At 59.8% G+C, this 23,854-nt stretch carries 24 protein-coding genes and 1 pseudogene; 17 read left to right on the top strand and 8 right to left on the bottom strand.

Annotated elements, in window-relative coordinates; genetic code table 11:
- Positions 1 to 112: 112 nt before the first annotated feature.
- Genes ACYZT7_RS06375 through ACYZT7_RS06360 form a run of 4 tightly spaced genes read left to right on the top strand, consistent with a single transcriptional unit; the run spans position 113 to position 5,245 of the window.
- Positions 113 to 589 (top strand): formate dehydrogenase subunit gamma, encoded by a 477-nt coding sequence (locus tag ACYZT7_RS06375; RefSeq protein ID WP_462040373.1) that lies wholly within the window; start codon positions 113 to 115, stop codon positions 587 to 589.
- On the top strand, positions 586 to 2,148 hold the full coding sequence (locus ACYZT7_RS06370; RefSeq protein WP_462040372.1) for a formate dehydrogenase beta subunit: 1,563 nt from the start codon (positions 586 to 588) through the stop codon (positions 2,146 to 2,148). Before ACYZT7_RS06375 ends, ACYZT7_RS06370 begins: the two co-directional genes overlap by 4 nt.
- Positions 2,145 to 5,027 carry a formate dehydrogenase subunit alpha gene (gene fdhF / locus ACYZT7_RS06365; protein WP_462040371.1) on the top strand — a complete coding sequence of 961 codons (2,883 nt, stop codon included), beginning with the start codon at positions 2,145 to 2,147 and terminating at the stop codon, positions 5,025 to 5,027. Before ACYZT7_RS06370 ends, fdhF begins: the two co-directional genes overlap by 4 nt.
- A complete protein-coding gene (locus tag ACYZT7_RS06360) occupies positions 5,024 to 5,245 on the top strand; it encodes a formate dehydrogenase subunit delta (protein ID WP_462040370.1) in 222 nt (73 codons plus the stop codon). The genes fdhF and ACYZT7_RS06360 overlap by 4 nt, the downstream gene beginning before the upstream one ends.
- 133 nt (positions 5,246 to 5,378) lie before the next feature.
- Here ACYZT7_RS06360 and ACYZT7_RS06355 read toward each other — a convergent pair whose 3' ends face one another.
- Both ACYZT7_RS06355 and ACYZT7_RS06350 read right to left on the bottom strand, forming a co-directional pair.
- Positions 5,379 to 6,737, bottom strand: coding sequence for a sensor histidine kinase (locus ACYZT7_RS06355; protein ID WP_462040369.1), 1,359 nt, complete (start codon positions 6,735 to 6,737; stop codon positions 5,379 to 5,381).
- Complete coding sequence (locus ACYZT7_RS06350; RefSeq protein ID WP_462040368.1) at positions 6,734 to 7,444, bottom strand: response regulator; 711 nt, start codon at positions 7,442 to 7,444, stop codon at positions 6,734 to 6,736. The genes ACYZT7_RS06355 and ACYZT7_RS06350 overlap by 4 nt, the downstream gene beginning before the upstream one ends.
- Before the next feature lie 166 nt (positions 7,445 to 7,610).
- Here ACYZT7_RS06350 and ACYZT7_RS06345 point away from each other — a divergent pair, with 166 nt between their 5' ends.
- The 6 genes from ACYZT7_RS06345 to ACYZT7_RS06320 all read left to right on the top strand — a co-directional run bounded on the left by ACYZT7_RS06345 (position 7,611) and on the right by ACYZT7_RS06320 (position 12,061).
- Positions 7,611 to 8,399 carry an MlaA family lipoprotein gene (locus tag ACYZT7_RS06345; RefSeq protein WP_462040367.1) on the top strand — a complete coding sequence of 263 codons (789 nt, stop codon included), beginning with the start codon at positions 7,611 to 7,613 and terminating at the stop codon, positions 8,397 to 8,399.
- The gene (locus ACYZT7_RS06340) at positions 8,389 to 8,652 is read left to right on the top strand and encodes a hypothetical protein (protein ID WP_462040366.1); all 264 of its coding nucleotides are present in this window, start codon (positions 8,389 to 8,391) and stop codon (positions 8,650 to 8,652) included. The genes ACYZT7_RS06345 and ACYZT7_RS06340 overlap by 11 nt, the downstream gene beginning before the upstream one ends.
- 84 nt (positions 8,653 to 8,736) lie before the next feature.
- Complete coding sequence (locus ACYZT7_RS06335) at positions 8,737 to 10,653, top strand: alkaline phosphatase D family protein (protein ID WP_462040365.1); 1,917 nt, start codon at positions 8,737 to 8,739, stop codon at positions 10,651 to 10,653.
- A gap of 210 nt (positions 10,654 to 10,863) precedes the next feature.
- Entirely contained in the window at positions 10,864 to 11,373 is a 510-nt protein-coding gene (locus ACYZT7_RS06330) for a P-loop NTPase family protein (protein ID WP_462041751.1), read from the top strand.
- Positions 11,374 to 11,555: 182 nt separating this feature from the next.
- Entirely contained in the window at positions 11,556 to 11,810 is a 255-nt protein-coding gene (locus tag ACYZT7_RS06325; RefSeq protein WP_462040364.1) for a type II toxin-antitoxin system prevent-host-death family antitoxin, read from the top strand.
- Entirely contained in the window at positions 11,807 to 12,061 is a 255-nt protein-coding gene (locus tag ACYZT7_RS06320; protein ID WP_140683793.1) for a Txe/YoeB family addiction module toxin, read from the top strand. Before ACYZT7_RS06325 ends, ACYZT7_RS06320 begins: the two co-directional genes overlap by 4 nt.
- An 8-nt stretch (positions 12,062 to 12,069) precedes the next feature.
- Here ACYZT7_RS06320 and ACYZT7_RS06315 read toward each other — a convergent pair whose 3' ends face one another.
- Positions 12,070 to 13,245: an acetylornithine/succinylornithine family transaminase gene (locus tag ACYZT7_RS06315; RefSeq protein WP_462040363.1), complete on the bottom strand. Its 1,176-nt coding sequence runs from the start codon at positions 13,243 to 13,245 to the stop codon at positions 12,070 to 12,072.
- Between the two features lie 102 nt (positions 13,246 to 13,347).
- Here ACYZT7_RS06315 and ACYZT7_RS06310 point away from each other — a divergent pair, with 102 nt between their 5' ends.
- Both ACYZT7_RS06310 and ACYZT7_RS06305 read left to right on the top strand, forming a co-directional pair.
- Positions 13,348 to 14,253, top strand: coding sequence for a LysR family transcriptional regulator (locus ACYZT7_RS06310; RefSeq protein WP_462040362.1), 906 nt, complete (start codon positions 13,348 to 13,350; stop codon positions 14,251 to 14,253).
- Between the two features lie 75 nt (positions 14,254 to 14,328).
- Positions 14,329 to 15,342 (top strand): sensor domain-containing diguanylate cyclase, encoded by a 1,014-nt coding sequence (locus ACYZT7_RS06305; protein WP_462040361.1) that lies wholly within the window; start codon positions 14,329 to 14,331, stop codon positions 15,340 to 15,342.
- A gap of 19 nt (positions 15,343 to 15,361) precedes the next feature.
- On the opposite strand, the gene msrA is transcribed toward ACYZT7_RS06305, so the two are convergent.
- Positions 15,362 to 16,066 carry a peptide-methionine (S)-S-oxide reductase MsrA gene (gene msrA, locus ACYZT7_RS06300; protein WP_462040360.1) on the bottom strand — a complete coding sequence of 235 codons (705 nt, stop codon included), beginning with the start codon at positions 16,064 to 16,066 and terminating at the stop codon, positions 15,362 to 15,364.
- Between the two features lie 68 nt (positions 16,067 to 16,134).
- Positions 16,135 to 16,653 carry a peptide-methionine (R)-S-oxide reductase MsrB gene (msrB, locus tag ACYZT7_RS06295; protein ID WP_462040359.1) on the bottom strand — a complete coding sequence of 173 codons (519 nt, stop codon included), beginning with the start codon at positions 16,651 to 16,653 and terminating at the stop codon, positions 16,135 to 16,137.
- A 151-nt stretch (positions 16,654 to 16,804) separates the two neighbouring features.
- On the opposite strand from msrB, the gene ACYZT7_RS06290 reads away from it, so the two are divergent.
- The 3 genes from ACYZT7_RS06290 to ACYZT7_RS06280 all read left to right on the top strand — a co-directional run bounded on the left by ACYZT7_RS06290 (position 16,805) and on the right by ACYZT7_RS06280 (position 19,834).
- Entirely contained in the window at positions 16,805 to 17,521 is a 717-nt protein-coding gene (locus tag ACYZT7_RS06290) for a response regulator transcription factor (RefSeq protein ID WP_462040358.1), read from the top strand.
- Positions 17,518 to 19,038 carry a sensor histidine kinase gene (locus ACYZT7_RS06285; protein WP_462040357.1) on the top strand — a complete coding sequence of 507 codons (1,521 nt, stop codon included), beginning with the start codon at positions 17,518 to 17,520 and terminating at the stop codon, positions 19,036 to 19,038. The genes ACYZT7_RS06290 and ACYZT7_RS06285 overlap by 4 nt, the downstream gene beginning before the upstream one ends.
- Before the next feature lie 91 nt (positions 19,039 to 19,129).
- A complete protein-coding gene (locus ACYZT7_RS06280) occupies positions 19,130 to 19,834 on the top strand; it encodes a hypothetical protein (protein WP_462040356.1) in 705 nt (234 codons plus the stop codon).
- 74 nt (positions 19,835 to 19,908) lie between these two features.
- Here the strand turns inward: ACYZT7_RS06280 and ACYZT7_RS06275 are convergent, their stop codons facing one another.
- Positions 19,909 to 20,403 (bottom strand): RidA family protein, encoded by a 495-nt coding sequence (locus tag ACYZT7_RS06275; protein WP_462040355.1) that lies wholly within the window; start codon positions 20,401 to 20,403, stop codon positions 19,909 to 19,911.
- 183 nt (positions 20,404 to 20,586) lie between these two features.
- Positions 20,587 to 20,865, bottom strand: coding sequence for a DUF3077 domain-containing protein (locus tag ACYZT7_RS06270; RefSeq protein ID WP_462040354.1), 279 nt, complete (start codon positions 20,863 to 20,865; stop codon positions 20,587 to 20,589).
- Positions 20,866 to 21,145: 280 nt separating this feature from the next.
- Here ACYZT7_RS06270 and ACYZT7_RS06265 point away from each other — a divergent pair, with 280 nt between their 5' ends.
- Together ACYZT7_RS06265 and ACYZT7_RS06260 are read left to right on the top strand one after the other, a co-directional pair.
- Complete coding sequence (locus ACYZT7_RS06265; RefSeq protein ID WP_462041750.1) at positions 21,146 to 22,555, top strand: aminotransferase-like domain-containing protein; 1,410 nt, start codon at positions 21,146 to 21,148, stop codon at positions 22,553 to 22,555.
- A gap of 60 nt (positions 22,556 to 22,615) precedes the next feature.
- A pseudogene (locus ACYZT7_RS06260) lies at positions 22,616 to 22,792 on the top strand (DUF3077 domain-containing protein); the annotation flags it as partial.
- Between the two features lie 358 nt (positions 22,793 to 23,150).
- Here ACYZT7_RS06260 and ACYZT7_RS06255 read toward each other — a convergent pair.
- The gene (locus ACYZT7_RS06255) at positions 23,151 to 23,819 is read right to left on the bottom strand and encodes a polysaccharide lyase family 7 protein (protein ID WP_462040353.1); all 669 of its coding nucleotides are present in this window, start codon (positions 23,817 to 23,819) and stop codon (positions 23,151 to 23,153) included.
- Positions 23,820 to 23,854 lie beyond the last annotated feature (35 nt).

The raw sequence follows: 23,854 nt of genomic DNA, 5'->3' as shown, positions 1-23,854 counted from the left end.
TGGCCAACGGCCTGAAATTGCCACGATACCGTGACGTGGTGTGAGTGCCGCAGCCGACACTTTCGGACGACCGACAACCATCTGGTTTGTCCGTGACCGTGAGGATTGCTGAATGCCTGATGAGATGTTGCACCTGCCTATGGTCAACAGCCTGCTGGAGCGCCACAAGGGCTCTCCGGGTGCACTGTTGCCCATTCTTCATGATATTCAGGAACGCATCGGTTACATCCCCGATGCCGCCATCCCCGAGATTGCCCACGCGCTAAACCTGAGTCAGGCCGAGGTTCGCGGGGTGATCAGTTTTTACCATGATTTCCGAACTGCGCCGCCGGCCAAGCATATCCTGCGTCTGTGCCGGGCTGAGTCCTGCAAAAGCCGTGGTGCCGAAGAGCTTGCCGCGCAGTTGCGCGAGCGTCTGCAACTGGATGACCACGGCAGTAGCGCCGACGGCAGCATCAGTTTGCGCCCGGTGTATTGCCTCGGCGCCTGCGCCTGCTCGCCCGCTCTGGAGCTGGATGGCCGGGTGCATGCGCGGCTCAGTGCCGAGCGTCTGGATGCCTTGCTCGACGCTTGCCGGGAGGACGCATGATGCCGGCTCTCTATCTGCCCACTGATTCTCTTGCCCGTGCCGTGGGAGCCGATGAGGTGGCGGTGGCCCTTATCACTGCGGCTCAGGAACGCAATCTGCCCCTGGAGTTGCAGCGCACCAGTTCTCGCGGTTTGTATTGGCTGGAACCGCTGCTGGAAGTGGACAGCCCGCAAGGCCGGATTGGCTTCGGCCCGCTGACCGCCGCCGATGTGCCGTCCGTGCTCGAAGCTCTGCAAGGCGAGCCGTCCGAGCATCCACTGGCCTTGGGCCTGGTGGAAGAATTGCCTTATCTGAAGACTCAACAACGCCTGCTGTTTGCCCGCGCCGGTATTACCCGGCCGTTATCGCTGGACGATTACCGGGCCCACGGCGGTTTCGAGGGTTTAACGAGGGCCGTGACCGTTGGCGGTGAGCAAACCGCAACGGAAGTGTTCGATTCGGGTCTGCGTGGTCGTGGCGGCGCGGCGTTCCCGGCCGGGATCAAATGGCGCACGGTGCGCGCCACCCAGGCGGCGCAGAAATACATTGTGTGCAACGCCGACGAAGGCGATTCCGGCACCTTCGCCGATCGCATGTTGATGGAAGGCGACCCCTTCCTGCTGATCGAAGGCATGGCCATTGCCGGCATCACCGTCGGCGCCAGCTACGGCTACATCTATGTGCGCTCGGAATATCCGGATGCCGTGGCCATACTGCGCCAGGCGCTGAACATTGCCCGCGCCGCCGGTTACCTCGGCGCCAATGTCGGCGGCAGCGGCCAGGCTTTCGATATGGAAGTGCGCGTCGGTGCCGGCGCGTACATCTGCGGTGAGGAAACCGCGCTGCTGGACTCCCTCGAAGGCAAGCGCGGGATCGTCCGCGCCAAGCCACCGATCCCTGCGTTGAAGGGCCTGTTTGGCCTGCCGACGCTGGTGCACAACGTGCTGACCCTGGCCTCGGTGCCGCTGATTCTGGCCAAGGGCGCGCAGTTTTATCGCGATTACGGCATGGGCCGCTCCCTCGGCACCATGCCCTTCCAGCTGGCGGGCAATATTCGTCATGGTGGTTTGGTGGAACGGGCCTTTGGCCTGACCCTTCGGGAACTGGTGGAAGACTACGGCGGAGGGACCGCCAGTGGCCGGCCGCTGAAGGCCGCGCAGGTGGGCGGCCCGCTCGGTGCCTGGGTGCCGCCGTCGCAATTCGACACGCCGCTGGATTACGAAGCGTTCGCCGCCATCGGTGCGATGCTCGGTCACGGTGGTGTAGTGGTGGCTGACGACAGTCTGGACATGGCCCACATGGCGCGTTTCGCCATGCAGTTCTGCGCCGAGGAATCCTGTGGCAAATGCACGCCATGTCGCATCGGCTCGACCCGGGGCGTGGAGGTGATCGACCGTCTGTTGGCCGCGCCTGACCAGAGCGGTCGCGATGCGCAGGTGATCATCCTCAAGGACCTGTGCGACACCCTGCAATACGGTTCGCTGTGCGCATTGGGCGGCATGGTCTCCTTTCCGGTCGCCAGCGCCCTCAAGCACTTCCCCGCCGACTTCGGTCTGCAAGCCTCGGAGGCCGAGCAATGATTACTCTCTTCGACCCGAAAACCGATATCGATCTTGGCACCCCGGCCCGCGACAGCGACGTGCAAGTCACCTTGAATATCGACGGCCGCAGCATCAGCGTGCCCGAAGGTACCTCGGTGATGCGCGCCGCCGCGCTGCTGGGCACCACCATTCCGAAACTGTGCGCCACCGACAGCCTGGAAGCCTTCGGCTCCTGCCGCATGTGTCTGGTGGAGATCGATGGCATGCGCGGCTACCCGGCGTCCTGCACCACGCCGGTCACTGAAGGCATGAGCGTGCACACCCAGACGCCGAAGCTCGCGACCTTGCGCCGCAATGTCATGGAGCTGTACATCTCCGATCACCCGCTGGACTGCCTGACCTGTTCGGCCAACGGCAACTGCGAACTGCAAACCGTCGCCGGCCAGGTCGGCCTGCGGGAGGTGCGTTACGGCTATGAAGGCGACAACCATCTGGCCGACGTGAAGGACACCTCCAACCCCTACTTCGATTACGACCCGAGCAAGTGCATCGTCTGCAACCGCTGCGTGCGCGCCTGCGAAGAAACCCAAGGCACGTTTGCCCTGACCATTACGGGGCGTGGTTTCGAATCCCGCGTCGCGGCCGCCGGTGGCGAGAACTTCCTCGACTCGGAATGCGTATCCTGCGGCGCTTGTGTCCAGGCTTGCCCGACCGCGACCTTGATGGAAAAAAGCGTGGTCGAACTGGGTCAGCCCGAACGCAGCGTGATCACCACCTGTGCCTATTGCGGCGTGGGCTGCTCGTTCCGTGCCGAGATGAAAGGCGACAAGCTGGTGCGCATGGTTCCGGACAAGAACGGTCAGGCCAACCACGGCCACTCCTGCGTCAAAGGGCGCTTTGCCTGGGGCTACGCCACCCACCCGGATCGCATCACCAAACCGATGATCCGCAAAAACATCAACGATCCCTGGCAGGAAGTCAGCTGGGATGAAGCGGTGACCTACGCCGCCAGCGAATTCCGCCGGCTGCAGCAAACATACGGCCGCGATTCCATTGGTGGCATCACTTCCAGCCGCTGCACCAACGAAGAAACCTACCTGGTGCAAAAACTGGTGCGCGCCGCGTTCGGCAACAACAACGTCGACACCTGTGCGCGGGTCTGTCACTCGCCGACCGGCTATGGCCTGAAACAAACCCTCGGCGAATCCGCCGGCACCCAGAGTTTCGACTCGGTGATGCAGGCCGACGTGATCCTGGTGATGGGCGCCAACCCCAGCGACGCCCACCCGGTGTTCGCCTCCCAGCTCAAACGCCGCCTGCGTGAAGGCGCGCGACTGATCGTCATCGACCCACGACGGATTGATCTGGTGGACTCGGTGCATGCCCGCGCCGAACTGCACCTGGCCCTGCGCCCGGGCACCAACGTCGCCATGCTCAACGCCCTGGCCCACGTCATCGTCACCGAAGGCTTGCTCAATCAGCCCTTCATCGACGCCCGTTGCGAGGGAACGGATTTCGCCCACTGGAGCGAGTTCGTCAGCCGCGCGGAAAACTCGCCGGAAGTCCTTGGCCCCATCTGCGGCGTAGAACCTGCCGACATCCGTGCCGCCGCCCGCCTGTATGCCACCGGCGGCAATGCAGCGATCTACTACGGCCTGGGTGTCACCGAGCACAGCCAGGGCAGCACCGCGGTCATGGGCATCGCCAACCTGGCCATGGCCACTGGCAACATTGGCCGCGAAGGCGTGGGCGTGAACCCGCTGCGGGGGCAGAACAACGTTCAGGGCTCCTGCGATATGGGTTCCTTCCCCCATGAACTGCCTGGCTACCGCCACATCTCCAACGAGGTGGTACGGACGCAGTTCGAACAGGCCTGGAATGTCACCCTGCAACCCGATCCGGGCCTGCGCATTCCCAACATGTTTGAAGCCGCCCTCAGCGGCAGCTTCAAGGGCCTGTATTGCCAGGGCGAGGACATCGCCCAGAGCGACCCGAATACCCAACACGTCACGGCAGCCCTGTCCGCCATGGAATGCATCGTGGTGCAGGACATTTTCCTCAACGAAACCGCCAAGTTCGCCCACGTGTTCCTGCCGGGCTGCTCGTTCCTGGAAAAAGACGGCACGTTCACCAACGCCGAGCGGCGCATCTCCCGGGTGCGCAAGGTCATGGACCCTCTGGGCGGCAAGGCCGACTGGGAAGGCACCGTGGCCTTGGCCAACGCCCTTGGTTACCCGATGAACTACACGCACCCGTCAGAAATCATGGATGAAATCGCCAGCCTGACGCCGACCTTCACCAACGTAAGCTACACCGAACTGGATCGCCACGGCAGCCTGCAATGGCCGTGCAACGCCGCGGCACCAGACGGCACGCCGACCATGCACATCGACGAATTTGTACGCGGCAAGGGACGCTTCATGCTCACCGGCTACGTGCCCACCGAGGAAAAGGTCAACAATCGCTACCCTCTTCTGCTGACCACCGGGCGCATCCTCAGCCAGTACAACGTCGGCGCCCAGACCCGGCGTACCGACAACGTCGCCTGGCACGACGAAGACCGTCTGGAAATTCACCCGACCGACGCCGAGAGCCGTGGCATCAACGAAGGTGACTGGGTCGGCATCGGCAGCCGCGCCGGCCAGACCGTACTGCGTGCGCGGGTCACCGAACGGGTCGCCCCAGGCGTGGTGTACACCACCTTCCACTTCCCTGAATCGGGGGCCAACGTCATCACCACCGACAACTCCGACTGGGCCACCAACTGTCCGGAGTACAAGGTCACCGCCGTGGAAGTCAGCCGCGTCTACCACCCTTCCGAGTGGCAAAAACGCTATCAGGAGTTCAGCGACAACCAGCACCGTCTGCTCAACGAACGCCGTCAGGCGCGTGGCGCTAAAGCCGAGGTACGCCGATGAGCACTGCCAACCTGATCAAAATGGCCAACCAGATCGCCCAGTACTTCGCCAGCCAACCGGACCAGCAACAGGCCGTGCTCGGCGTGCGTAATCACCTGCAGATGTACTGGACGCCCGGCATGCGCAAGGAGTTGCTGGCCTGGCAGACAGAGCATCAGGGGGCAGAGTTGCACCCTTTGGCGCAGGCGGCGGTCAGTGGGGCGGGCTGGGAGGCTTAGGTTCGCAAGACCTTGAGGTTGACCTGCTGGCTGAAAACCTGTGGGAGCGAGCTTGCTCGCGATAGCGTCAGTTCAGTCAGCACTCACGCTGAATGTACTGCCCTCATCGCGAGCAAGCTCGCTCCCACAGGGGTTATGCGCAGTGGCTTGTATTCGGATGCACCGGCAACACCACCAACGCCTCCAACCCGCCCGTCGACCGATTACGCAGTGTCAGCTCGCCTCCGTGCTCCAGCACAATCGCCCGCGCCGCCGATAACCCCAAACCAACGCCCCCCGTGCTTTTGTTCCGCGAGCCCTCCATTCTGAAGAACGGTGCGAACACTTGTTCAAGGCTGACATCCGGAATACCCGGCCCACGATCCAGTACTTTGATCCTCACCTCCCCAGCTCCGGGGATCAGTTCAATCGCCGGCTCACTGCCGTACTTGATCGCGTTATCCAGCAGATTGGTCATCACCCGCTTAAGCCCCAACGGGCGCCCGAAATACACCCACCGCAGCGGCCCGCTGAACGTAATGTCGACTCCCTGATCCCGATAATCATCAAGCAACGTTTGCAGCAGTTCCGCCAGATCAAACTGGGTCGCCGGCTCAAGCCGGGCGTCATCGCGGAAGAACTCCAGCGCCGAGTTGATCATCGCCTGCATTTCATCCACATCACGAAACAACCGCTGCTGTTGCTCGCTGTCTTCAATGAATTCGCCACGCAAACGCATCCGTGTCAGAGGAGCGCGCAGGTCGTGGGAGATGGCGGCGAGCATTTGCGTGCGGTCGCGGATGAAGTGCTGCAGCTGGGCTTGCATGGCGTTGAACGCGAGGATCGCCTGGCGGATTTCCTGTGGGCCCAGCGGTTCGATGGGCGGTGCGCGGAAGTCCACGCCGAAGCGTCGGGCACCTTCGGCAAAGTGCTGCAAAGGTGTGGCGAGGCGCCGGGTGGCGATCAGTGCGACCAGCGCGGTGGAGATCAGCACCAGCAGGATCACGATCAGGTAGCGTGGCGTTTCGTCGAGGCCCCAACTGCGCGAGGGCGCGGAGAACATCAGCCATGTCGAATCCGATAACTCGATCAGCAGCGCGTAATGCGCGTCCGCCGTGTGCTCCGTCCAGTCGGCCGGTTCATAGGCTTCGATGCGCCGGTCAGGAGCTCTGAGCATTGGCTGCAGGATGGTCGAGCCGATGTCGGACTTCGGATCTTCCACGGTCGGTAGATTGAGGTCGTGCCGGTCAGGGTGCCAACTGACGGTGAAGCCGTTCTCGCTGGCGGCTTGCGCCAATGGGTTGCGCAGGGGCGCCGGAGCGGCCTCGATAACGCGGCTGATGGCGGCGGCTTTTTCAAGCAGGCCGGTTTCGGTCAGCGGCGGACGCGCCCAGACGCCAGCCAGTTGGATAAACAGCCCGTTGAGCGCCAGTGAAATGAGCATGGCCAGGATGATCGTCAACGCGATCCAGCGCGCGACCGTATCCCGACGAATCCGCTTCAGCCAGCTCATCGCCGCGTCACGCAGGGGGTAAACAGGTAACCGCCATTGCGCACGGTGCGAATCATCGCCGGCCGTTTGGTGTCGGACTCGAGTTTGCGCCGCAGGCGGCTGACCTGGACGTCGATGCTGCGATCAAAGGCGTCATGGCAATGCCCGCGCGCCAGGTCCAGCAATTGCTCTCGGGTGAGAATGCGCTGCGGGTGTTCGACGAAGACCAGCAGCAAGTCGAATTCGCCGGCCGACAGCGGAATCATCACGTTGTCCGGCGAGCGAAGTTCGCGGCGCGTGACGTCCAGGTGCCAGTCGGCAAAGTCGATCAGCGGACGAAGCCGGTCCTGCGATACCGGACGGCGCTCGTCCACGCGACGCAACACGGCGCGCACTCTGGCCAGCAGTTCACGGGCGTCGAAGGGTTTGGTCAGGTAATCATCGGCGCCCAGTTCTAACCCGACCACCCGGTCGCTGAGTTCGCCCATGGCGGTCAGCATGATCACCGGAATGGCGTTCCGAATTCGCAGTTGCTGGCACAGGATCAGTCCGCTGTCCCCCGGCAACATCACGTCAAGAATGATCAGGTCTGGCGGCTGTCGCTCGATGGCCGCCCACAGCGACGCGCCGTCGGTGGCGACTTCGACGCTGTAGCCGTGCTGCACGAAGAATTTTTTCAGTAGATCGAGGACTTCAAGGTCGTCGTCCACAATTAAAAGGCTGTTCACCGAAGGTCACTTAAGGGGCGAATGGAACCGCCATCTAAAACCATTCACGGCAGCGCGTCATATATTTCAATCCTGCAATAAAACGTCAGCGTCGCAATAAACCAGACATCTTTGCGCAAGGCTTGGGGCTCAGCATCTCGGCGAATTCCTCCCGAGACTTGCGTCCATGTTGCGTTTCAAATGTGCTCCCTGGCTGGCCCGCAACACCTCGATTGCCGTCCTGGCCGCAGGGTTGGCGGGTTGCAGCAGTCAGCCGCCGTCCACCGATGTGAGTTGCGCCGACATCCTCTATTCAGTGTACGACCCGGCGGAACCGTTCAATCGTGGGGTCTTCGCGTTCAATCGTGTGGTCGATGACTACGCCATGACGCCGGTCGCTCGCGGCTATCGCTACTCGCCGGACTTTTTCCAGACCGGTGTGCATAACTTTGTGGCGAACTTCGGCGAGCCCAAGGTCTTTATCAATGACCTGCTGCAAGGCAACCCGATGCGCTCGGCCAATACACTGGGGCGTTTCGCGCTCAACACCACGGTCGGTGTGGTGGGCTTGATCGATGTCTCCGGCATGGCCGGCATCCCGCGTCACGACGCAGATTTCGGCCAGACGTTCGGCGTGTGGGGCATCGGCAACGGGCCGATCGTCGAACTGCCTTTGCTCGGCACTTCCAACAGCCGCGACGCCGTCGGCCGTCTGCTCGGTTTTGTGGTCGATCCGTTGGGCAGCAACAGCGACACCGTGGACACGCTGTCCACTATCAGCACGGTCGGCGGCATCGTCGATGGCCGCGCAGAAGCCTTACCGCTGACCGACAGCCTGCAAAAACTGCCGGACTACTACAGCGCGTTACGCAACGTAGTCGCCGAGCATCGTGCCGCTTACGTCGCCGATGGCAAACAAGGTTCGGCGCAGACAACCAAACATCAATGCACAGGAGCACCGGCCGATGGTTTCTGAAGGCAATAGCCTGATTCTGCAGCAACGGGTCATCCAGGACGACCCGGCCACTCTGCACTGTCGGGAAATTACCCTGCGCCTTTCAGCGGACTGTCGCCATCTGGTGCTCAGCCGCTACACCGAACACTATGGCCCGGCGCCGGTGCGATGGATTGAGCGTAGCCACACGGTGTCCGTGACGGAGCTGTTTCGCTGGCTCGTGGCCAATGGCGAGACGGATGTAAAGAGGGCGGGCAGCGAGCAGTTGCCTTGACTGTCAGATTCGAGTCACTTGCATTTCATTGACCTCAGCTGCGTTATCATCCCGCGCTTCTCTGTTCCAAAAACCCGGATTTCCATGTCTTTGCCACTGCCTGACGATCATCAATCCCTTCCCCCTGTTCTGGTCGGGCCGTTGTTGCGGCGGCTGGAGCCCACGCGTCTGGTGATGTGGCTGGTGGGGTCGCGGGAGTTGCCGCTGACGTTGCGTCTGCAAGATCGCGACGATATCCACCTCGACGCGAGTCAGTGCACGATCATTGCGGTGGGCACCCAGGCCTTTGTTCATTTGATCAATATATCGCTGGACGTCGCCCTGCCCTGCGACACGTTAATCGAGTACGACCTGCTGATTGACGACGCTGGCGCAGGTATTGCCGATTGGGCCCCGCACTTGCTGTACGGCGACGCCCGTTGCCCAAACTTCGTCCTGCGTAAACGGGTCGATCAACTGCTGCATGGTTCTTGCCGCAAACCTCACCATCCGGCCCCGGACGGTTTGCTGTGTGTCGATCGTTTGCTGGAGGCCGAGCCGGGTGCACACAAACGTCCGGCGCTGCTGATGATGAGCGGCGACCAGGTGTACGCCGACGATGTCGCCGGCCCAATGTTGCGGGCTATCCATGCCTTGATCGCGCGGTTGGGATTGTTCGGCGAATACCTCGAAGGTGCGGTGGTCAGCGACAGCGCCAAGCTCTACGAGGATCCCGCCAGTTACTACCATCGTGCGGATTTGTTACCGGCGCTGAAGAGCAACGAAACCCTGCGCGAGCGATTTTTCGGCGGGGTGCGTAAGCCGATTTTCACCAGCAGCAGTGCTGACAATCATTTGGTGACGTTCGCCGAGGTCATGGCCATGTACCTGCTGGTGTGGTCGCCGACGCCCTGGACGTTGATCGCTCCAAAACCGCCAAAATTGATTCCCGAAAGACGCGAGCGTTATGCGCTTGAGCAAACGTGCATCGATGATTTCAAGGCCGGTCTGGGTGGTGTCGCCCGAGTGTTCGCGCATCTGCCGTGCCTGATGATTTTCGACGATCACGATATTACCGATGACTGGAATCTTTCCGCGCAATGGGAGGAAACGGCCTACGGTCATCCGTTCTCCAAGCGCATCATCGGTAACGCACTGATTGCTTACATGGTGTGCCAGGGCTGGGGCAACAACCCGGATGCTTTCGACGGCGTGCTGGAAAAAACCCGCTTATTGAGTGCCACAGGGCAGGACGATTATCTCGACAGCGACGTGCAGGACGGTTTGATCGATGAGCTGCTGAGGTTTCAGAACTGGCATTACGTGCTGCCCACTAGCCCGGCCATTGTCGTGCTCGACACCCGCACCCGGCGCTGGCGCAGTGAGATGACCCTCAAGCAGCCTTCGGGTTTGCTGGATTGGGAAGCCCTCAGCGAACTGCAACAGGAGCTGCTCGATCACCCGTCGGCGATCATCGTTTCACCGGCGCCGATCTTCGGCGTCAAACTGATCGAAACGATACAGCGGGTCTTCAGCTGGTGTGGTTATCCCCTGCTGGTGGACGCCGAAAACTGGATGGCCCATCGCGGTGCGGCCCAGGTGATCCTGAACATTTTCCGACACTCGCGCACACCCGGTAACTACGTGGTGCTGTCGGGCGATGTGCATTATTCCTTCGTCTACGAAGTATTGATCCGACACCGCAAGGCCGGTCCGAGGATCTGGCAGATCACCAGCAGCGGCATCAAAAACGAATTCCCGCCCGCGCTGCTCGAGTGGTTCGACCGGCTTAACCGCTGGCTCTACTCGCCGCGCTCGCCACTCAACTGGCTGACCAAACGCCGGCGCATGCGTATTGTTCCGCATGTCCCGGAACATGCTGAAGCAGGTGAACGGCTGTGGAATTCGGCGGGGATCGGGCAGGTGTTCTTTAATGAAAAAGGACAGCCGCAGGAAATTTATCAGCACAACTCAAACGGTTCCCCGAAGACGCGGATGGTTGCGCCTGAAAATAGCGAGTGAGTCTGCCCGACCGTGTCGCCTGCTTCGCGAGCAAGCCCGCTCCCACACTGGCTCAGTGTCGAATACAAAACGTGTGGGCAGCGCAGATCAAGTGCGGGCTTGCTCGCGATAGCGCCTTCAACAGCGCAACAAGTACCGGCACCGACACCGGCTCTGAGGATTTTGCCAAAGGTACTCCAGCAAATGACGACCTTGAGCAACCCGCATACCATGAACCTCACCCGAACCCTGATCATCGGCAACTCCGGTTCCGGCAAAAGCTGGCTGGCCGAACGGCTGGCCGAGCACCTGCACATACCATGGGTCGATCTCGATTCGATTCACTGGTTATCCGACGAACACAGCATCCCCCGCCCCCGTGCCGAGGCGTTGGGAATGGCACGGGTGCTGGCCAGTGGAGAGCGCTGGGTGATCGAAGGCGTTTACGGCAGGATCGTTAGCGAACTCTTGCCCCGGGCAACTGCGCTGATCTGGCTGTGTCTTGATGATGAAGAATGTGTCGCCAATGTTCGTCAGCGAGAGGCGCAAAGGGACGAGCATGACGAGTTGTTGATTGCATTGCTGGACTGGGCCCGCAGCTATCGTACGCGCGAAGAGTCCAGTGGATTTGCCGCGCATCAGCGTTTGTTCGATGGGTTTAGCGGTTCGAAACTGCAACTCATGAACCGAGCGCAAACGACCGATTTCATCCATCCCTCATCCCACACCCGGCGCATTTGAGCACAGGGGATGGCGTGTTAATCGGATCGGGATTACATCGATCACGGAAACGTCTCGAAGAATCTTCGGCGATACTCAGTACAAACGTAGATGCATCGTCTGCGTAACGACCACTCGTAGGTATCACCTTGTCATCCTGTACTCATTTCTGTACGTTCTTTGCATCGAGCGAGGACTACAACATGCAAACCATCAACTACACCACAGCACGTGCACACCTTGCCGAAACCATGGATCGGGTCAATGAAGACCGCGCCCCAGTGTTGGTCACTCGCCAGAAAGGCGAACCCGTGGTGATGATGTCTCTGGCGGAGTACAACGCTCTCGAAGAGACTGCCTATCTGCTTCGCTCCCCTGCTAATGCTGAACGCCTGATCAAATCGATCGGCAACCTGCGGGCAGGGAAAACCAAAACCAGGCAACTCATCGAAGAATGAATATCGAGTTCACTCCTGAAGGTTGGGAAGACTATCTGTGGTTCCAACAAAACGATAAGGCAGGACTCAAGCGAATCAACCTGCTGATCAAATCAATCCAGCGCGAGCCGTTCGATGGACTCGGAAAACCTGAACCGCTCAAATACAACTTGAGCGGCTTCTGGTCGCGCCGGATTACAGCCGAGCATCGCTTGGTCTATGCAGTCGAGGACGGCGAAATACGCATCGTGATGTGTAGATACCACTACTGAGATAAATCTCAGGCCGCGCTCACCGCCCGGCAAACCCCTCTCACAATCATCTCAACTTCCCGCTCATCAATCGTCAGCGGCGGCAGCAAGCGAATGGTCATGCCCCGTGTCACGTTGATCAGCAAGCCGTGATCCCGCGCGGCGATCAGAGTCAGGTCGCGAATCGGCTGTTTGAGTTCGATGCCAATCATTAAACCCTGGCCGCGGATCTCCAGGACGTTCGGGTCGTCCGCCAATTCGATGCGCAGTCTGGCGAGCAAACGTTCGCCCTGAAGTTTGGCGTTTTCCAGTAGCCCTTGTTCTTCGATGATCTCCAGCACGGTGCAACCGACCCGGCAGGCCAGTGGATTGCCGCCGAAGGTGCTGCCGTGACTGCCGGGGGTGAAGAGATCGGCGGCTTTGCCCCGAGCCAGGCAGGCGCCGATGGGAATGCCGTTGCCCAGGCCTTTGGCCAGTGTCATGACGTCTGGGACGATGCCTTCGTGCTGGAACGCAAACCACTGGCCGGTGCGGCCGATGCCAGTCTGGATTTCGTCGAGCATCAGCAGCCACGCGCGCCGAGTGCAGAGTTCGCGAATGGCTTTCAGGTAATCGGGCGGGGCCATTTGGACACCGCTTTCACCCTGAATCGGTTCCATCAGGATCGCTACGATGTGCGGCCCGTGGGCTTGCTGCACACGTTCCAGCGCCTTGAGGTCGCCGAACGGCACTTTGACGAAATCCCCCGGCAACTCGTTAAAACCCAGGCGCACGGCCGGGCCATCACTGGCGGACAAGGTGCCGAGCGTCCTGCCGTGGAAAGCGTTCTCCATGACCACCACCAGCGGTTGCTCGATACCTTTGTGCCAGCCATACAGCCGGGCCAGTTTCAGCGCGGTCTCGTTGGCTTCGGCACCGGAGTTGTTGAAGAACGCCCGCTCCATGCCCGCCAACCGGGTCAGTTTTTGCGCCAGCCGCTGTTGCCAGTCGATGCTGTAGAGGTTGGAAGTGTGCAACAGCAGGCCGGCCTGTTCGCTGATGGCTGAGACGATTTTAGGGTGGGAGTGACCGACGTTGGTCACTGCCACGCCCGCGACCGCGTCCAGGTATTCACGACCGGCCTGATCCCACAGGCGCGTGCCCAGGCCCTTGCTGAAACTCAAGGCCAAGGGTTGATAAGTGGTCATCAGGCAGGCAGCGGTCATGACATCAAGCTCCATCAATGGTCGGTGTTTTTGCAGTATGGTTAGCCACCTGAGCTAGATAAACGCGGCAACACTTCAATCATTTTAAAGCTGAGCTTGATAATGGATTTATTCCAGGCAATGACCGTTTACGTCAAAGTGGTGGAAACCGGCAGCATGACCGCCGCCGCCTTCCAGTGCGAAATATCCACGACCATGGTCGGCAATCACCTACGGGCGCTGGAGCAACGTCTGGGCGTGCGCTTGCTCAACCGCACGACGCGGCGCCAGCGGTTGACGGAGTTCGGCACGGCTTATTATCAACGCTGCCTCGAAGTCCTGGGGTTGGTGGCTGACTCCGAGCGCTTGGCCGAGCAGGCCCTCGACGAGCCGAGCGGCACCTTGCGCATCACCGCACCGCTGACGTTCGGCAGCGAAAAACTGGCACCCGCCCTGAGTGAATTCGCCCTGCTGTGTCCACGCGTCAAGTTGGATGTGATCCTCACCAATCGCCGTCCCGACCTGCTCGAAAACGGTTTCGATGTGGCGTTTCGCCTGGGCAATACCGAGGAGACCAATTTGATCGCCCGTCCACTCCTCGACTACACCTTGACCATGTGTGCATCACCGGAGTACCTGGCGCGCAAAGGCACACCGCAGAAACCTGATGATCTGCAACACCACGACTGTCTATCCTTTGCCTACCCGGCCGGGGATGATTGGCAGTCGGTGGAAAAACATTGGCGCCTGACCGGTCCCGAAGGCGAAGTGGCGGTCGCGGTCAATGGACCGATGTTGATCAACAGTTCGGCAGGACTGCATCAAGCGGCGCGAACCGGTATGGGCATCGTGGTGTTGCCTGATGCGTTGATGGAGCAAGATCTCAAGGACGGAAAACTGGTGGCATTGATGCAGGATTACCTACCGCCGAGCCGACCGATGAACCTGATGTATGCCCAGGATCGCTACCGTTTGCCAAAACTGCGTAGTTTCGTCGACTTTGCCTTGCAGAGATGGGGCAAGCACTAGCCGACCGAATACACCATGCACTAATCTCCTCGACTGGCGGGTCACTTATTTATCAGGGCGGCAGGGAGAGCGGAGATGAGTGAGGCGTCGAATATCGAGCCGTTGAAGTTCAATCTGTCGGATTTGAACGAAGACATGCTGCACACCATTCTGGAACTGGTCAGCGATGGCATCTGGGACTGGAACGCCAACACAGGGTTCGTCTATCGCAACCCCGGATGGTACGAGATGCTCGGCTACGCGCCTCATTCCCTGGATAACAACGTGTTGACTTGGGAAAACGTGATCCATCCCGACGATTACCTGCAGGTTATGGCGTTGTTCGATGACTACCTGAGTCAGCGAGCGCCCGGCTATCAGGCGGAGTATCGCTGCCGCATGCAGGATGGCAGCTATACCTGGATCGAAGACCGTGGCTACGTACTGGCACGCAATGCCGACGGCTCGGTGGCACGGATGGTCGGTGCACACCGCAGCATCGAAGACAAGAAGCGCCTGTTCGAAGCGCTTGAACGGCGCAACCAATCCCTTGAAGCAATCGTTGAAGAGCGCACCCGGGAGCTTTCCAGGGTCAATCTGCAGCTACAAATTCAACTCGAAGAAAACCGCAAACTGGCAGAAACCGACGCACTGACATCGATCGCCAACCGCTATCGCCTGGAAAAAGCCCTGCCCCTGGAATGCGACCGCGCCCAGCGCTTTCGACAGCCACTGTCGCTGATAGCCATGGACATCGACGACTTCAAGTGCATCAACGATCACTATGGCCACGCGCTGGGTGATGCGGCATTGGTGCAAGTGGTCGAGAGCGTGAAGCACTGCGTGCGCGAAGGCGATCTGCTCGCGCGTTGGGGTGGTGACGAGTTCATCATGATCCTTCCCAATACACCACTCGCCGACGCCCGGACCCTCGCCGAGAAAATCCGCCACGGCCTTGCAAGCTTGCTGCCGATCGGGGACTTTCAAGTGACCATGAGTTTTGGCGTGATTCAGCGCTTTGAAGAAGAACAACAGACCGGGTTGCTGGCCAGGGCCGATCAAGCGCTGTACCGGTCGAAGATCGCGGGCAAGAATGTAATTTCGGGGTAAGGGCTATGCCCTTCAGTTCTCACATCCCCGCCTTCACCAACACCGGTTTCTCCTGATACCGATCCGGATACAGCTGCTTCAGCTGCGCCACTTTCGGTAGATCGTTGATCACGATGTAGGGATAGGTCGGATGCTCGGTCAGAAAGTCCTGATGCTCTTCCTCCGCCGGGTAGAAACCGTTGTAGGTTTCCAGTTTTGTGACAATGGGTTTGTTGAACGAATGTGCGGCGTCGAGCTGAGCGATGTAGGCCTGAGCGATACGTTGTTGTTCGCTGTTTGCCGGGAAAAGCGCCGAGCGATACTGAGTGCCGCTGTCAGGTCCCTGACGGTTGAGTTCGGTAGGGTTGTGAGCCACCGAGAAGTAGATTTGCAGCAAGGTGCCATAGCTGACCTGACGCGGGTCGAAGGTGACTTCGACGGATTCCGCATGACCCGTATCGCCCTCGCTGACCCGCTCGTACTGAGCGGTGTTGGCTGCACCGCCGGCGTAACCGGAGACAGCTCTCGTCACCCCTTTGACATGCTGGAACACGCCTTGGACACCCCAGAAGCAACCGCCGGCGAAGACTGCGGTTTCGCTGTGGGCCTGGGTGGTTTCGTCGAGGATGGGTGGAGGAATCATGACCGCGTCTTCGGCACCGAAAGAGAACGCTGAGCAGTGGCCGATGACGCCGGCAGCGGCCAGGCCCAACAGGGTGCGGCGCCAGGTAAATAGGGTTTTCATGAGGCTGACTCCTGAATAAATGGAATGACGATCAACCGAACGTAAACGCGAAAAGGAGTACCCCTGGATCAAGCCGCCTGCGGCTCGAACGTCATCGCCAGGCCGTTCATGCAATAGCGCAAGCCCGTAGGTTTGGGCCCATCGTCGAAGACATGGCCCAAATGACCGCCACAACGCCGACAGTGGACTTCTTCGCGCAACACCCCGAAGGAGCGGTCTTGACGAGTGGCCACAGCCTTGTCCAGCGGTGCCCAGAAGCTAGGCCAACCGGTGCGGCTGTCGAACTTGGTCGCGGAAGAAAACAGCGGCAGTTGGCAACCGGCACAGGCAAAAATGCCTTCACGGTGCTCGTTGTTCAGCGGGCTGCTGTAGGCCCGTTCGGTGCCCTCTTCGCGCAGGATTTCGTACTGCTCGGCGCTGAGCATGGCGCGCCATTCTCTGTCGCTGTGAGTCACCTCGAACACCTCCGTCGCACTGGCGTCACTGACCAGCGCAGAACTTGCGGAAAATTTTGGCAATACACCGATGACCAGGGCTGCAGCGCCTAGCCCGCCGCCTGCTACGAGAAACTGTCGCCGTGAAAACATGGTCGTCTCCGAAAAATCCAGGTGCCTGTCATGGAACACAGCCTAGGCTTGGGTTGATCGCCAAATCCTCACGAGAAGTTAAACAATTCGTGATAACTCCGGCCCCGGAAAACCCGCACAATGCGCTCATTGCGCCGAAGGATTGAGCTTGATGGAACAGACCAAACGCGTCCTCGTGGTCGAGGACGACCTGCACATCGCCGACCTGATCTGCCTGCATCTACGCGATGAGCAGTTCGAGGTGGTGCACTGCGCCGATGGCGATGAAGGCATGCGACTGCTGCAGCAAGGAAGCTGGGACGCACTGATCCTCGACCTGATGCTGCCCGGCGTCGACGGCCTGGAAATCTGTCGCCGCGCCCGCGCCATGGCTCGCTACACGCCGATCATCATTACCAGTGCACGTTCCAGCGAAGTGCATCGAATTCTCGGGCTCGAACTCGGCGCCGACGATTACCTGGCCAAGCCCTTTTCCATGCTCGAACTGGTGGCCCGGGTCAAAGCGCTGTTGCGACGGGTCGACGCCATGGCCCGCAACCTGAAAATGGACACCGGCAGCCTGATTACGGACGGCCTCTCCATCGACCCGATCACGCGCGATGTGTCCCTTGATGGTCGCCGCCTCGACCTCACGCCACGGGAGTTCGACCTGTTGTATTTCTTCGCCCGTCAGCCCGGCAAAGTGTTCTCGCGCATGGACCTGCTCAACACGGTCTGGGGCTACAGCCATGAAGGCTACGAGCACACGGTCAACACACACATCAACCGCCTGCGGGCAAAGATCGAAGCAGATCCGGCACAACCGGCGCGCATCCTCACGGTGTGGGGACGAGGCTACAAATTCGTGGCCAAGGAGGAGCAGCCGTGAGACTGACCCTGACTCAGCGCCTGTCTCTGGTTTTCGCCGTGTTGTTGCTGGTGTGCTGCGGCACGTCGGCATGGATGCAGGTGCGCGCCAACCAGATGCATGAGCTGGAAGTGGTGCAAGGGCTGTCACGGGATCTGGCCCAACACATCGCCCATGACACCGTATTGATGGACACCAAAGGCCTGATGCCCGACGCCGTGCGCGACCTGTTCAGCCAACTGATGCTGGTCAATCCCAGTGTCGAGGTTTATCTGCTCGACACCGAGGGCAAGATTGTCGGCAGCGCGGCGCCCGAGGGTCGGATACGCCGGGAGCGGGTCGGCCTGGCGCCGATCCAGCGCCTGCTCAAGGGCGATACCCTGCCGATTCTCGGCGACGATCCGCGCAGCGTCGATGGCCGCAAAGTGTTCAGCGCCGCGCCATTACAGGTCAACGGCAAACCGGCGGGCTATCTCTATGTGGTGCTGCTCAGCGAAGAGCACGACCGCTTCGCCGAACGCGGCGCCACCAGCGCAGCCCTGAATACCGCGCTGTTGTCCATCGGTCTGGTGGCGTTGCTGTGCCTGATTGCCGGTCTCACGGCATTCGCCCTCATCACCCGCCCTTTGCGCCGTTTGACCGAAACCGTCAGCCAGTTCGACATCGATGGCGCGCCGGTAACGCCACCTGCATCCGTCCCGGTGGAAAAAGCCGCCAGCCACGATGAAATTGCCATACTCGACGCGGCCTTCCGGCAGATGCAAGCGCGCCTCGGTGAACAATGGCGTTCGTTGACCCGCCAGGATCAGGAGCGCCGCGAAATGGTGGCAAACATCTCCCACGACCTGCGCACGCCTCTGGCCTCGCTGCACGGTTATCTGGAAACCTTGTCGCTCAAGGACGCCACGTTGTCCCCCACCGACCGCCGCCGTTACCTGGGCATCGCGCTGGATCAAAGCCGCAAGGTGGGTGGTCTGGCGCAATCGCTGCTGGAACTGGTGCGACTGGAACATGGTTTTGTGCAACCGGTGCTGGAGCGCTTCTCGCTGACCGATCTGGTGCAGGACATTTTCCAGAAATTCGAACTGACGGCCGAGGCGCGACAGGTCGAACTCAAGGCCACCTTCGCACCCAATGTTTCGGCCGCCTGTGCCGACCTGGGGTTGATCGAGCGGGTGCTGACCAACCTGTTCGACAACGCCCTGCGCCATACCCCCCGAGGTGGAGAAATCGAACTTGGCCTGCGCCCTCAAGGGCATTTTATCGAAGTCACCGTCAGCGACACCGGCCCCGGCATCGCCGCCGAATTGCGCGAAGGTCTGTTCCTGCGCCCATTCAACATAGGCGGCGCACGGCGTGATGGCGGACTGGGGTTGCGGATCGTACACCGGATCCTGCAATTGCACGGCCGCGAGATCCAGCTGATTGATGTTCCCGGACGCGGCGCGACCTTCCGCTTTTCGTTGGCGGTGGACCAGCAAACGGCCGAGCAATGGGCGGTTCGGTCGATGAATCTGAATTCGATGGGGAATCCGTGACAATGCCGCCTCGGTCCAATAGATTAGGCGGCCTGAAAAGGCCCAGAGCTTTCTCGCCTCAACCCAAGTTAAAAGAAGTAGTGAAATTTCAATGTCCGATTCCAATACCGCTGAATCCGTAATCACCTTGTCGTCCAAAGCGGAATACGAAAACTCCATCAATCTTTCACAGCACGTGCCCCAGGCCAAGACCATCAGCGAGATGGTCCTGGACGCTTTCCAGTCCACCCGGGAAAGCGACCAGATCCGCGAGCTGCGCGCCGCGATTCGCCAGGCTCACGACAGCTTCGACGACGATAAAGCCTACGAATTGATGGGCGAACTCAAGCAACTCAAGGACGCTGAGACTGCCGACATTGCAGCCCTGGAAGACTTGAGCAGCAAATTCCCGATCAGCCGGATTCTCTCCAGCTTCAAGGACGATCCGGCGTTTCAGGAATTGGTCTACGGCCTTGCACTGAAGGTGCTGAACCAGACCCACCAGGCCATCAGCAACCCGACCAGTAGCAAGAGCAAGGCGGCTCGCGCCAAGAAAGATGTCGAAGTGTTCACCATCAGCAAAGATGGCATCAGCGTCACGCTGCCGCTGCGTACTCCGCGTTCGCGACTGAACGTTGACCGTGAAGCACTGGAGTTCCTGGGCTTCACCTTCGTCGGCGAAGGCGAAGAAGCGGAGCTGGATAGCGAGACCTTCCTGGACAATGCCGGGACCGAACAAGCGGTTAACCGCAAGAACATCATTACCGCGCTTCAGCAGCAAACCGCGTTCGATGGCTACAGCATCGCCGCGCAGTAACACACGCTATCGATAACTGAAAAGCCCCGCACTGAGATTCAGCGCGGGGCTTTCTATTGCCAGCAGGTTCATCGTTAGAGCGTTGATGGCCGTATCGCCACGATCATGTCAACTTCAATGGCTGCGTCTTTCGGCAGTTGATAAACGCCGATCGTGGTTCGTGTATGTTTACCGGCATCGCGCAGTACATGACTGAAAACGTCCGACGCACCGTTGGCCACTTCGCTCAAGTCGACAAAATCCGCGGTGGACTTTATGTAAACCGTGACGCGCAATAGCGACTTGATCTTGTCCAGCGAACCGATGGAATCAACAATCAATGCCAGACCGCGCAACGCACTGATGCTGGCAGCGCTCTGTGCATCTGCCAGCGTCAGATCCAGGCCTACCCTGCCCGGATACTGAATTTCACCATTCATCCGCGGCACCAGACCACTGATGTAAAGCTCATCGTGATGCCGCACCAACAGCGCGTAATGCCCGCCGGCCGTATTCTCACCGTAGATGTCGTAACCGAGCTCTTTTGCCAGCGCGATGAATCGTTCATCACAGGTCATGTGTTCAGTCATCTCTCCCCCTCGATCAAAAATTGGATCCATTTTTTTGACAGATTAGCTCAAAGATCTCAACTTGGGGCTGGCCTATAAAAATTAGCTTGGATCGAATTGATATCCCTTAGATTCGAAAACGATTGAAATGACGAGCGAACACCTGAATGCCCCGCCTTCGAAAGAAGTGCGGGGCTTTTTTGTTCAAGCGCGGTTGTTACCCGGTGCGTCGAGCACCTTTGCCACGTCATCGATGATCGCTTTGCTCATGTCCTGCAAAAAATGCGACGCCCAGGCATGGCGGTCGGTGTCTCGGACCATGGCGGCGTCTGATGCAAGGAGTTTGGCGACGTGGAGCAGATCAGAGGCGTGGGAGAGGGCTTGAATCACCGGGACGCCGGCGTTTATGCGGAATAGCGGTTTGTTAGCGTGATAGGAGAAGGGGGTGAGGCCAATGGTCGTTAGGTCTTGGGGATTGGTCATTGGGCACCTCCTGTGGTTGGACGGAGGTGGGTTATTACCTTCGGAGCTGAGGTGCAGGTTTCGAACGTATCGATTGCGTACATTTTGAGAACTCCTTTTAGTAGCGATTTTGCGACCGGATTCTCTAGCCCGGTCACAGAGCGGAAAGCAACGGTTTGAAGGGCTTAAAGCACTAACATTCCGCAATAACTGTAAGCCGATGGTAGTGAGAAACACCCGTCTTGATCAGAGCAAGTTTGTATAGAATCGAACGAACTTTATTGCCGGAGAGACCAGTAAAATTCAGATTCAACGCGCAGTCATCGCCACCATTGAATTCCAGCCTGGCGTGCCGCTGGTCCAGCAGATCGTCGACCAATTGTCGGTGGCGATCAGCCAGGGCGGGCTGCCTCACGGGGTCAAACTGCCGCCGATTCGCGAACTCTCCGAGTTGATGAGCGTGGGCAAATCCACGGTGGTGGATGCTCTGGACCGCTTGCGGGCCAAGGGTTTGGTGGTTTCACGCCAGGGCTCGGGGCATTACGTGCACCGTTCCAGCACCACGATCAAGACCGATGCCAGCCCGGACCTGCAACCTCAAGACACGCTCAGCGTGGTCCGTCGCGCGGTGCTGCTGGACAATGGCGCGCTGCGCCCTGGTGCCGGTTTCCTGCCCTCCTCGTGGCTGCCGGCTGAAGAGTTGCTTAAAGCCGTGCGCGGCACGTTGCGCGCCACCTCCCTGCGCATGGGCGAATACGGCGTCGCCGGCGGTTACCTGCCGCTGCGCGAGGCGTTGCGAGTCAAGCTGTCGGCCTTGGGCATCGAAGGGCCGGTGGACCAGATCATCACCACGGCCAACACCGTGCAGGCCATCGACATGCTGATGCGCCTGCTGGTCAAACCCGGCGACACGGTGCTGCTCGACGATCCGTGTTACTTCACCATGCACACCAATCTGGCCTTGCATGGTGCCAAGGTCATCACCATCCCCCGCGGGAGTGACGGCATGGACCTTGAGGTCTTCGAGCAACTGCTGATTGCCCATCGTCCCGTGCTCTACATGACCAACAGCACCCTGCACAACCCGACCGGGCATTCGTTCTCCCCGGCGCAGGTTTATCGCTTGCTGGAGTTGAGCCACCGCTATGGTTTCCACATCGTCGAAGACGACTTGTATTGCGACTTGCAGCAACGAAGCACGCCACGTCTGGCAGCAGGCGGGCTGGACAACGTCAGTTACGTGTCCGGTTTCTCCAAGACCCTGACGGCTAACAGCCGCGTCAGCTACGCGGTACTGTCACCGCAACTGGCGGCGCGGATGGTTACGCTCAAAATGGCCTGCGGTGGCATGACGTCGGAACTGGCGGAGCAGATTATCTGCACGATGCTCAGTGATGGCAGCTACGCCAAACATACCCGGCGCACGGTGGATCGGCTTTACGAGTCGAGCAGTCGGGTGACGAGTTGGCTGGAGGAGGCAGGTTGCTCGGTGTCTTCTCTGCCGGGGGAAGGGTTGTTCATCTGGACGCGTTTGCCCGAAGGACTGCATGCCGAGACGCTGGCGAGGAAAGGCCTGGAAAACGACCTGGTGCTGGCTCCTGGCACCCTGCTCAGCAAAGCGCCGAACGCTATCCACTTCCTGCGCTTCAACGTCGCCCACAGCGATAACACCCAGGTGCGGGAGCGGTTTTTCCGATTGCTCGACAGCTGAGCACTCTCTCGGACAAACCGATCCATATAGCAGCTGCCGAAGGCTGCGTTCGACTGCGCAGCAGTCGCCAACGCCTCCGATCTGCTCCACGTCGCCAAACTCCTTGCATCAGACGCCGCCATGGTTCGCGACACCGACCGCCATGCCTGGGCGTCGCATTTTTTGCAGGATATGAGCAAAGCGATCATCGATAACGTGGTGAAGGTACTCGATGCACCTTGTAACAACGGCGCCTGAATGAAAAAGCCCCGTGCTTCTTTCGATGCGTGGGGCTTTTTATGCGAAACCCGATCTATCACTCCAGGCATTACTGGTCAGCGACTTCGGCCCGTTGCTTTTCCTCTTCCTGATCCCTAAGCAAGGACTTCGTGACTTGCTCGATCAGTGTTAATTCAAACACCGAGAGAAAGCCTGATTGCCGGCTAATGTTCATTTCTGGGTCGGAGTATGCAGCGATGAAAGGCTTAGAGAGCATCTGCCACCCGCGCGGTTCAGTTCACTGGCAGCTAGCCACTTGGTCGCCGATCGATGAGAAAATCCACCAAAGTCTTTACCCTTCGGATCGGCGTGCCAACGGTAGTGACCTAAGAAGCGACTAAATCTTGTGATGGATCTCCAGCATCCTGAACGTCACTTTTCCGCCCTCGGTGGGATAGCCGGTGTTGTCCTGCACATACGCACCCGCTTTGAAATACAGGGGTTTGGTCTTCCAACTCGGGTCGATGGTGGTTCTCCAGTTGTATCCTGCTGCGCTGATGCCCAGCGCACCCTTCGGGCTGAGGTGGATCTGGTAGGAGAAGTTGCGGTTGAGCGGCACACCCGTCGCAATGGTAATTACCTGGCCCTCTTCATCGTCGGGACGCATGCGCACCTTGGCGACAATGTTTCCCGTCGAAGCCGACGTTTTGTATTGGTATTCCAGCTTCACCATGGGGCTGTTGCTGTCCTTGTTGTGGATCTGGCCAATCACGATCTTGCCGGTGCTGGGCACTTGATTGACGGCCAGACTCGCCCGCAGGGTGTTATCCGCCGCTGAATACTGCCAGTTGCGCAGCCTTCCATCGCTATAGGTTTCCCGCAACTCGCTACGCGGGTAAACAGCGTTGGCCGTCCTGGAACCGGTCACGGGCGCCCAGAAGGAAAGGGTAGCGGCGTCAGAACTGAAATACTGGTCCTTGAACCCTTGCGCCAGTCGAGGCGTTTCTATGGTGGCCGGTGGACTGCCTTCAGGGATGCTTAAATTCCAGGTGGTGAGGTCGATCATGTCTAGGATCCTATAGGCGGGAAATGTAGCGGCCA

It is taken from the genome of Pseudomonas sp. RT4P38 (genome assembly GCF_054897765.1).
This window is presented reverse-complemented; position numbering and strand designations above follow the sequence as displayed.

Excerpts from the sequence above, each read along its gene's own strand:
- ACYZT7_RS06375 (WP_462040373.1), top strand. The coding sequence starts at position 113 with ATGCCTGATGAGATGTTGCACCTGCCTATGGTCAACAGCCTGCTGGAG.
- ACYZT7_RS06370 (WP_462040372.1), top strand. The coding sequence starts at position 586 with ATGATGCCGGCTCTCTATCTGCCCACTGATTCTCTTGCCCGTGCCGTG.
- fdhF (WP_462040371.1), top strand. The coding sequence starts at position 2,145 with ATGATTACTCTCTTCGACCCGAAAACCGATATCGATCTTGGCACCCCG.
- ACYZT7_RS06360 (WP_462040370.1), top strand. The coding sequence starts at position 5,024 with ATGAGCACTGCCAACCTGATCAAAATGGCCAACCAGATCGCCCAGTAC.
- ACYZT7_RS06355 (WP_462040369.1), bottom strand. The coding sequence starts at position 6,737 with ATGAGCTGGCTGAAGCGGATTCGTCGGGATACGGTCGCGCGCTGGATC.
- ACYZT7_RS06345 (WP_462040367.1), top strand. The coding sequence starts at position 7,611 with ATGTTGCGTTTCAAATGTGCTCCCTGGCTGGCCCGCAACACCTCGATT.
- ACYZT7_RS06340 (WP_462040366.1), top strand. The coding sequence starts at position 8,389 with ATGGTTTCTGAAGGCAATAGCCTGATTCTGCAGCAACGGGTCATCCAG.
- ACYZT7_RS06335 (WP_462040365.1), top strand. The coding sequence starts at position 8,737 with ATGTCTTTGCCACTGCCTGACGATCATCAATCCCTTCCCCCTGTTCTG.
- ACYZT7_RS06330 (WP_462041751.1), top strand. The coding sequence starts at position 10,864 with ATGAACCTCACCCGAACCCTGATCATCGGCAACTCCGGTTCCGGCAAA.
- ACYZT7_RS06325 (WP_462040364.1), top strand. The coding sequence starts at position 11,556 with ATGCAAACCATCAACTACACCACAGCACGTGCACACCTTGCCGAAACC.
- ACYZT7_RS06320 (WP_140683793.1), top strand. The coding sequence starts at position 11,807 with ATGAATATCGAGTTCACTCCTGAAGGTTGGGAAGACTATCTGTGGTTC.
- ACYZT7_RS06315 (WP_462040363.1), bottom strand. The coding sequence starts at position 13,245 with ATGACCGCTGCCTGCCTGATGACCACTTATCAACCCTTGGCCTTGAGT.
- ACYZT7_RS06310 (WP_462040362.1), top strand. The coding sequence starts at position 13,348 with ATGGATTTATTCCAGGCAATGACCGTTTACGTCAAAGTGGTGGAAACC.
- ACYZT7_RS06305 (WP_462040361.1), top strand. The coding sequence starts at position 14,329 with ATGAGTGAGGCGTCGAATATCGAGCCGTTGAAGTTCAATCTGTCGGAT.
- msrA (WP_462040360.1), bottom strand. The coding sequence starts at position 16,066 with ATGAAAACCCTATTTACCTGGCGCCGCACCCTGTTGGGCCTGGCCGCT.
- msrB (WP_462040359.1), bottom strand. The coding sequence starts at position 16,653 with ATGTTTTCACGGCGACAGTTTCTCGTAGCAGGCGGCGGGCTAGGCGCT.
- ACYZT7_RS06290 (WP_462040358.1), top strand. The coding sequence starts at position 16,805 with ATGGAACAGACCAAACGCGTCCTCGTGGTCGAGGACGACCTGCACATC.
- ACYZT7_RS06280 (WP_462040356.1), top strand. The coding sequence starts at position 19,130 with ATGTCCGATTCCAATACCGCTGAATCCGTAATCACCTTGTCGTCCAAA.
- ACYZT7_RS06275 (WP_462040355.1), bottom strand. The coding sequence starts at position 20,403 with ATGACTGAACACATGACCTGTGATGAACGATTCATCGCGCTGGCAAAA.
- ACYZT7_RS06270 (WP_462040354.1), bottom strand. The coding sequence starts at position 20,865 with ATGACCAATCCCCAAGACCTAACGACCATTGGCCTCACCCCCTTCTCC.
- ACYZT7_RS06255 (WP_462040353.1), bottom strand. The coding sequence starts at position 23,819 with ATGATCGACCTCACCACCTGGAATTTAAGCATCCCTGAAGGCAGTCCA.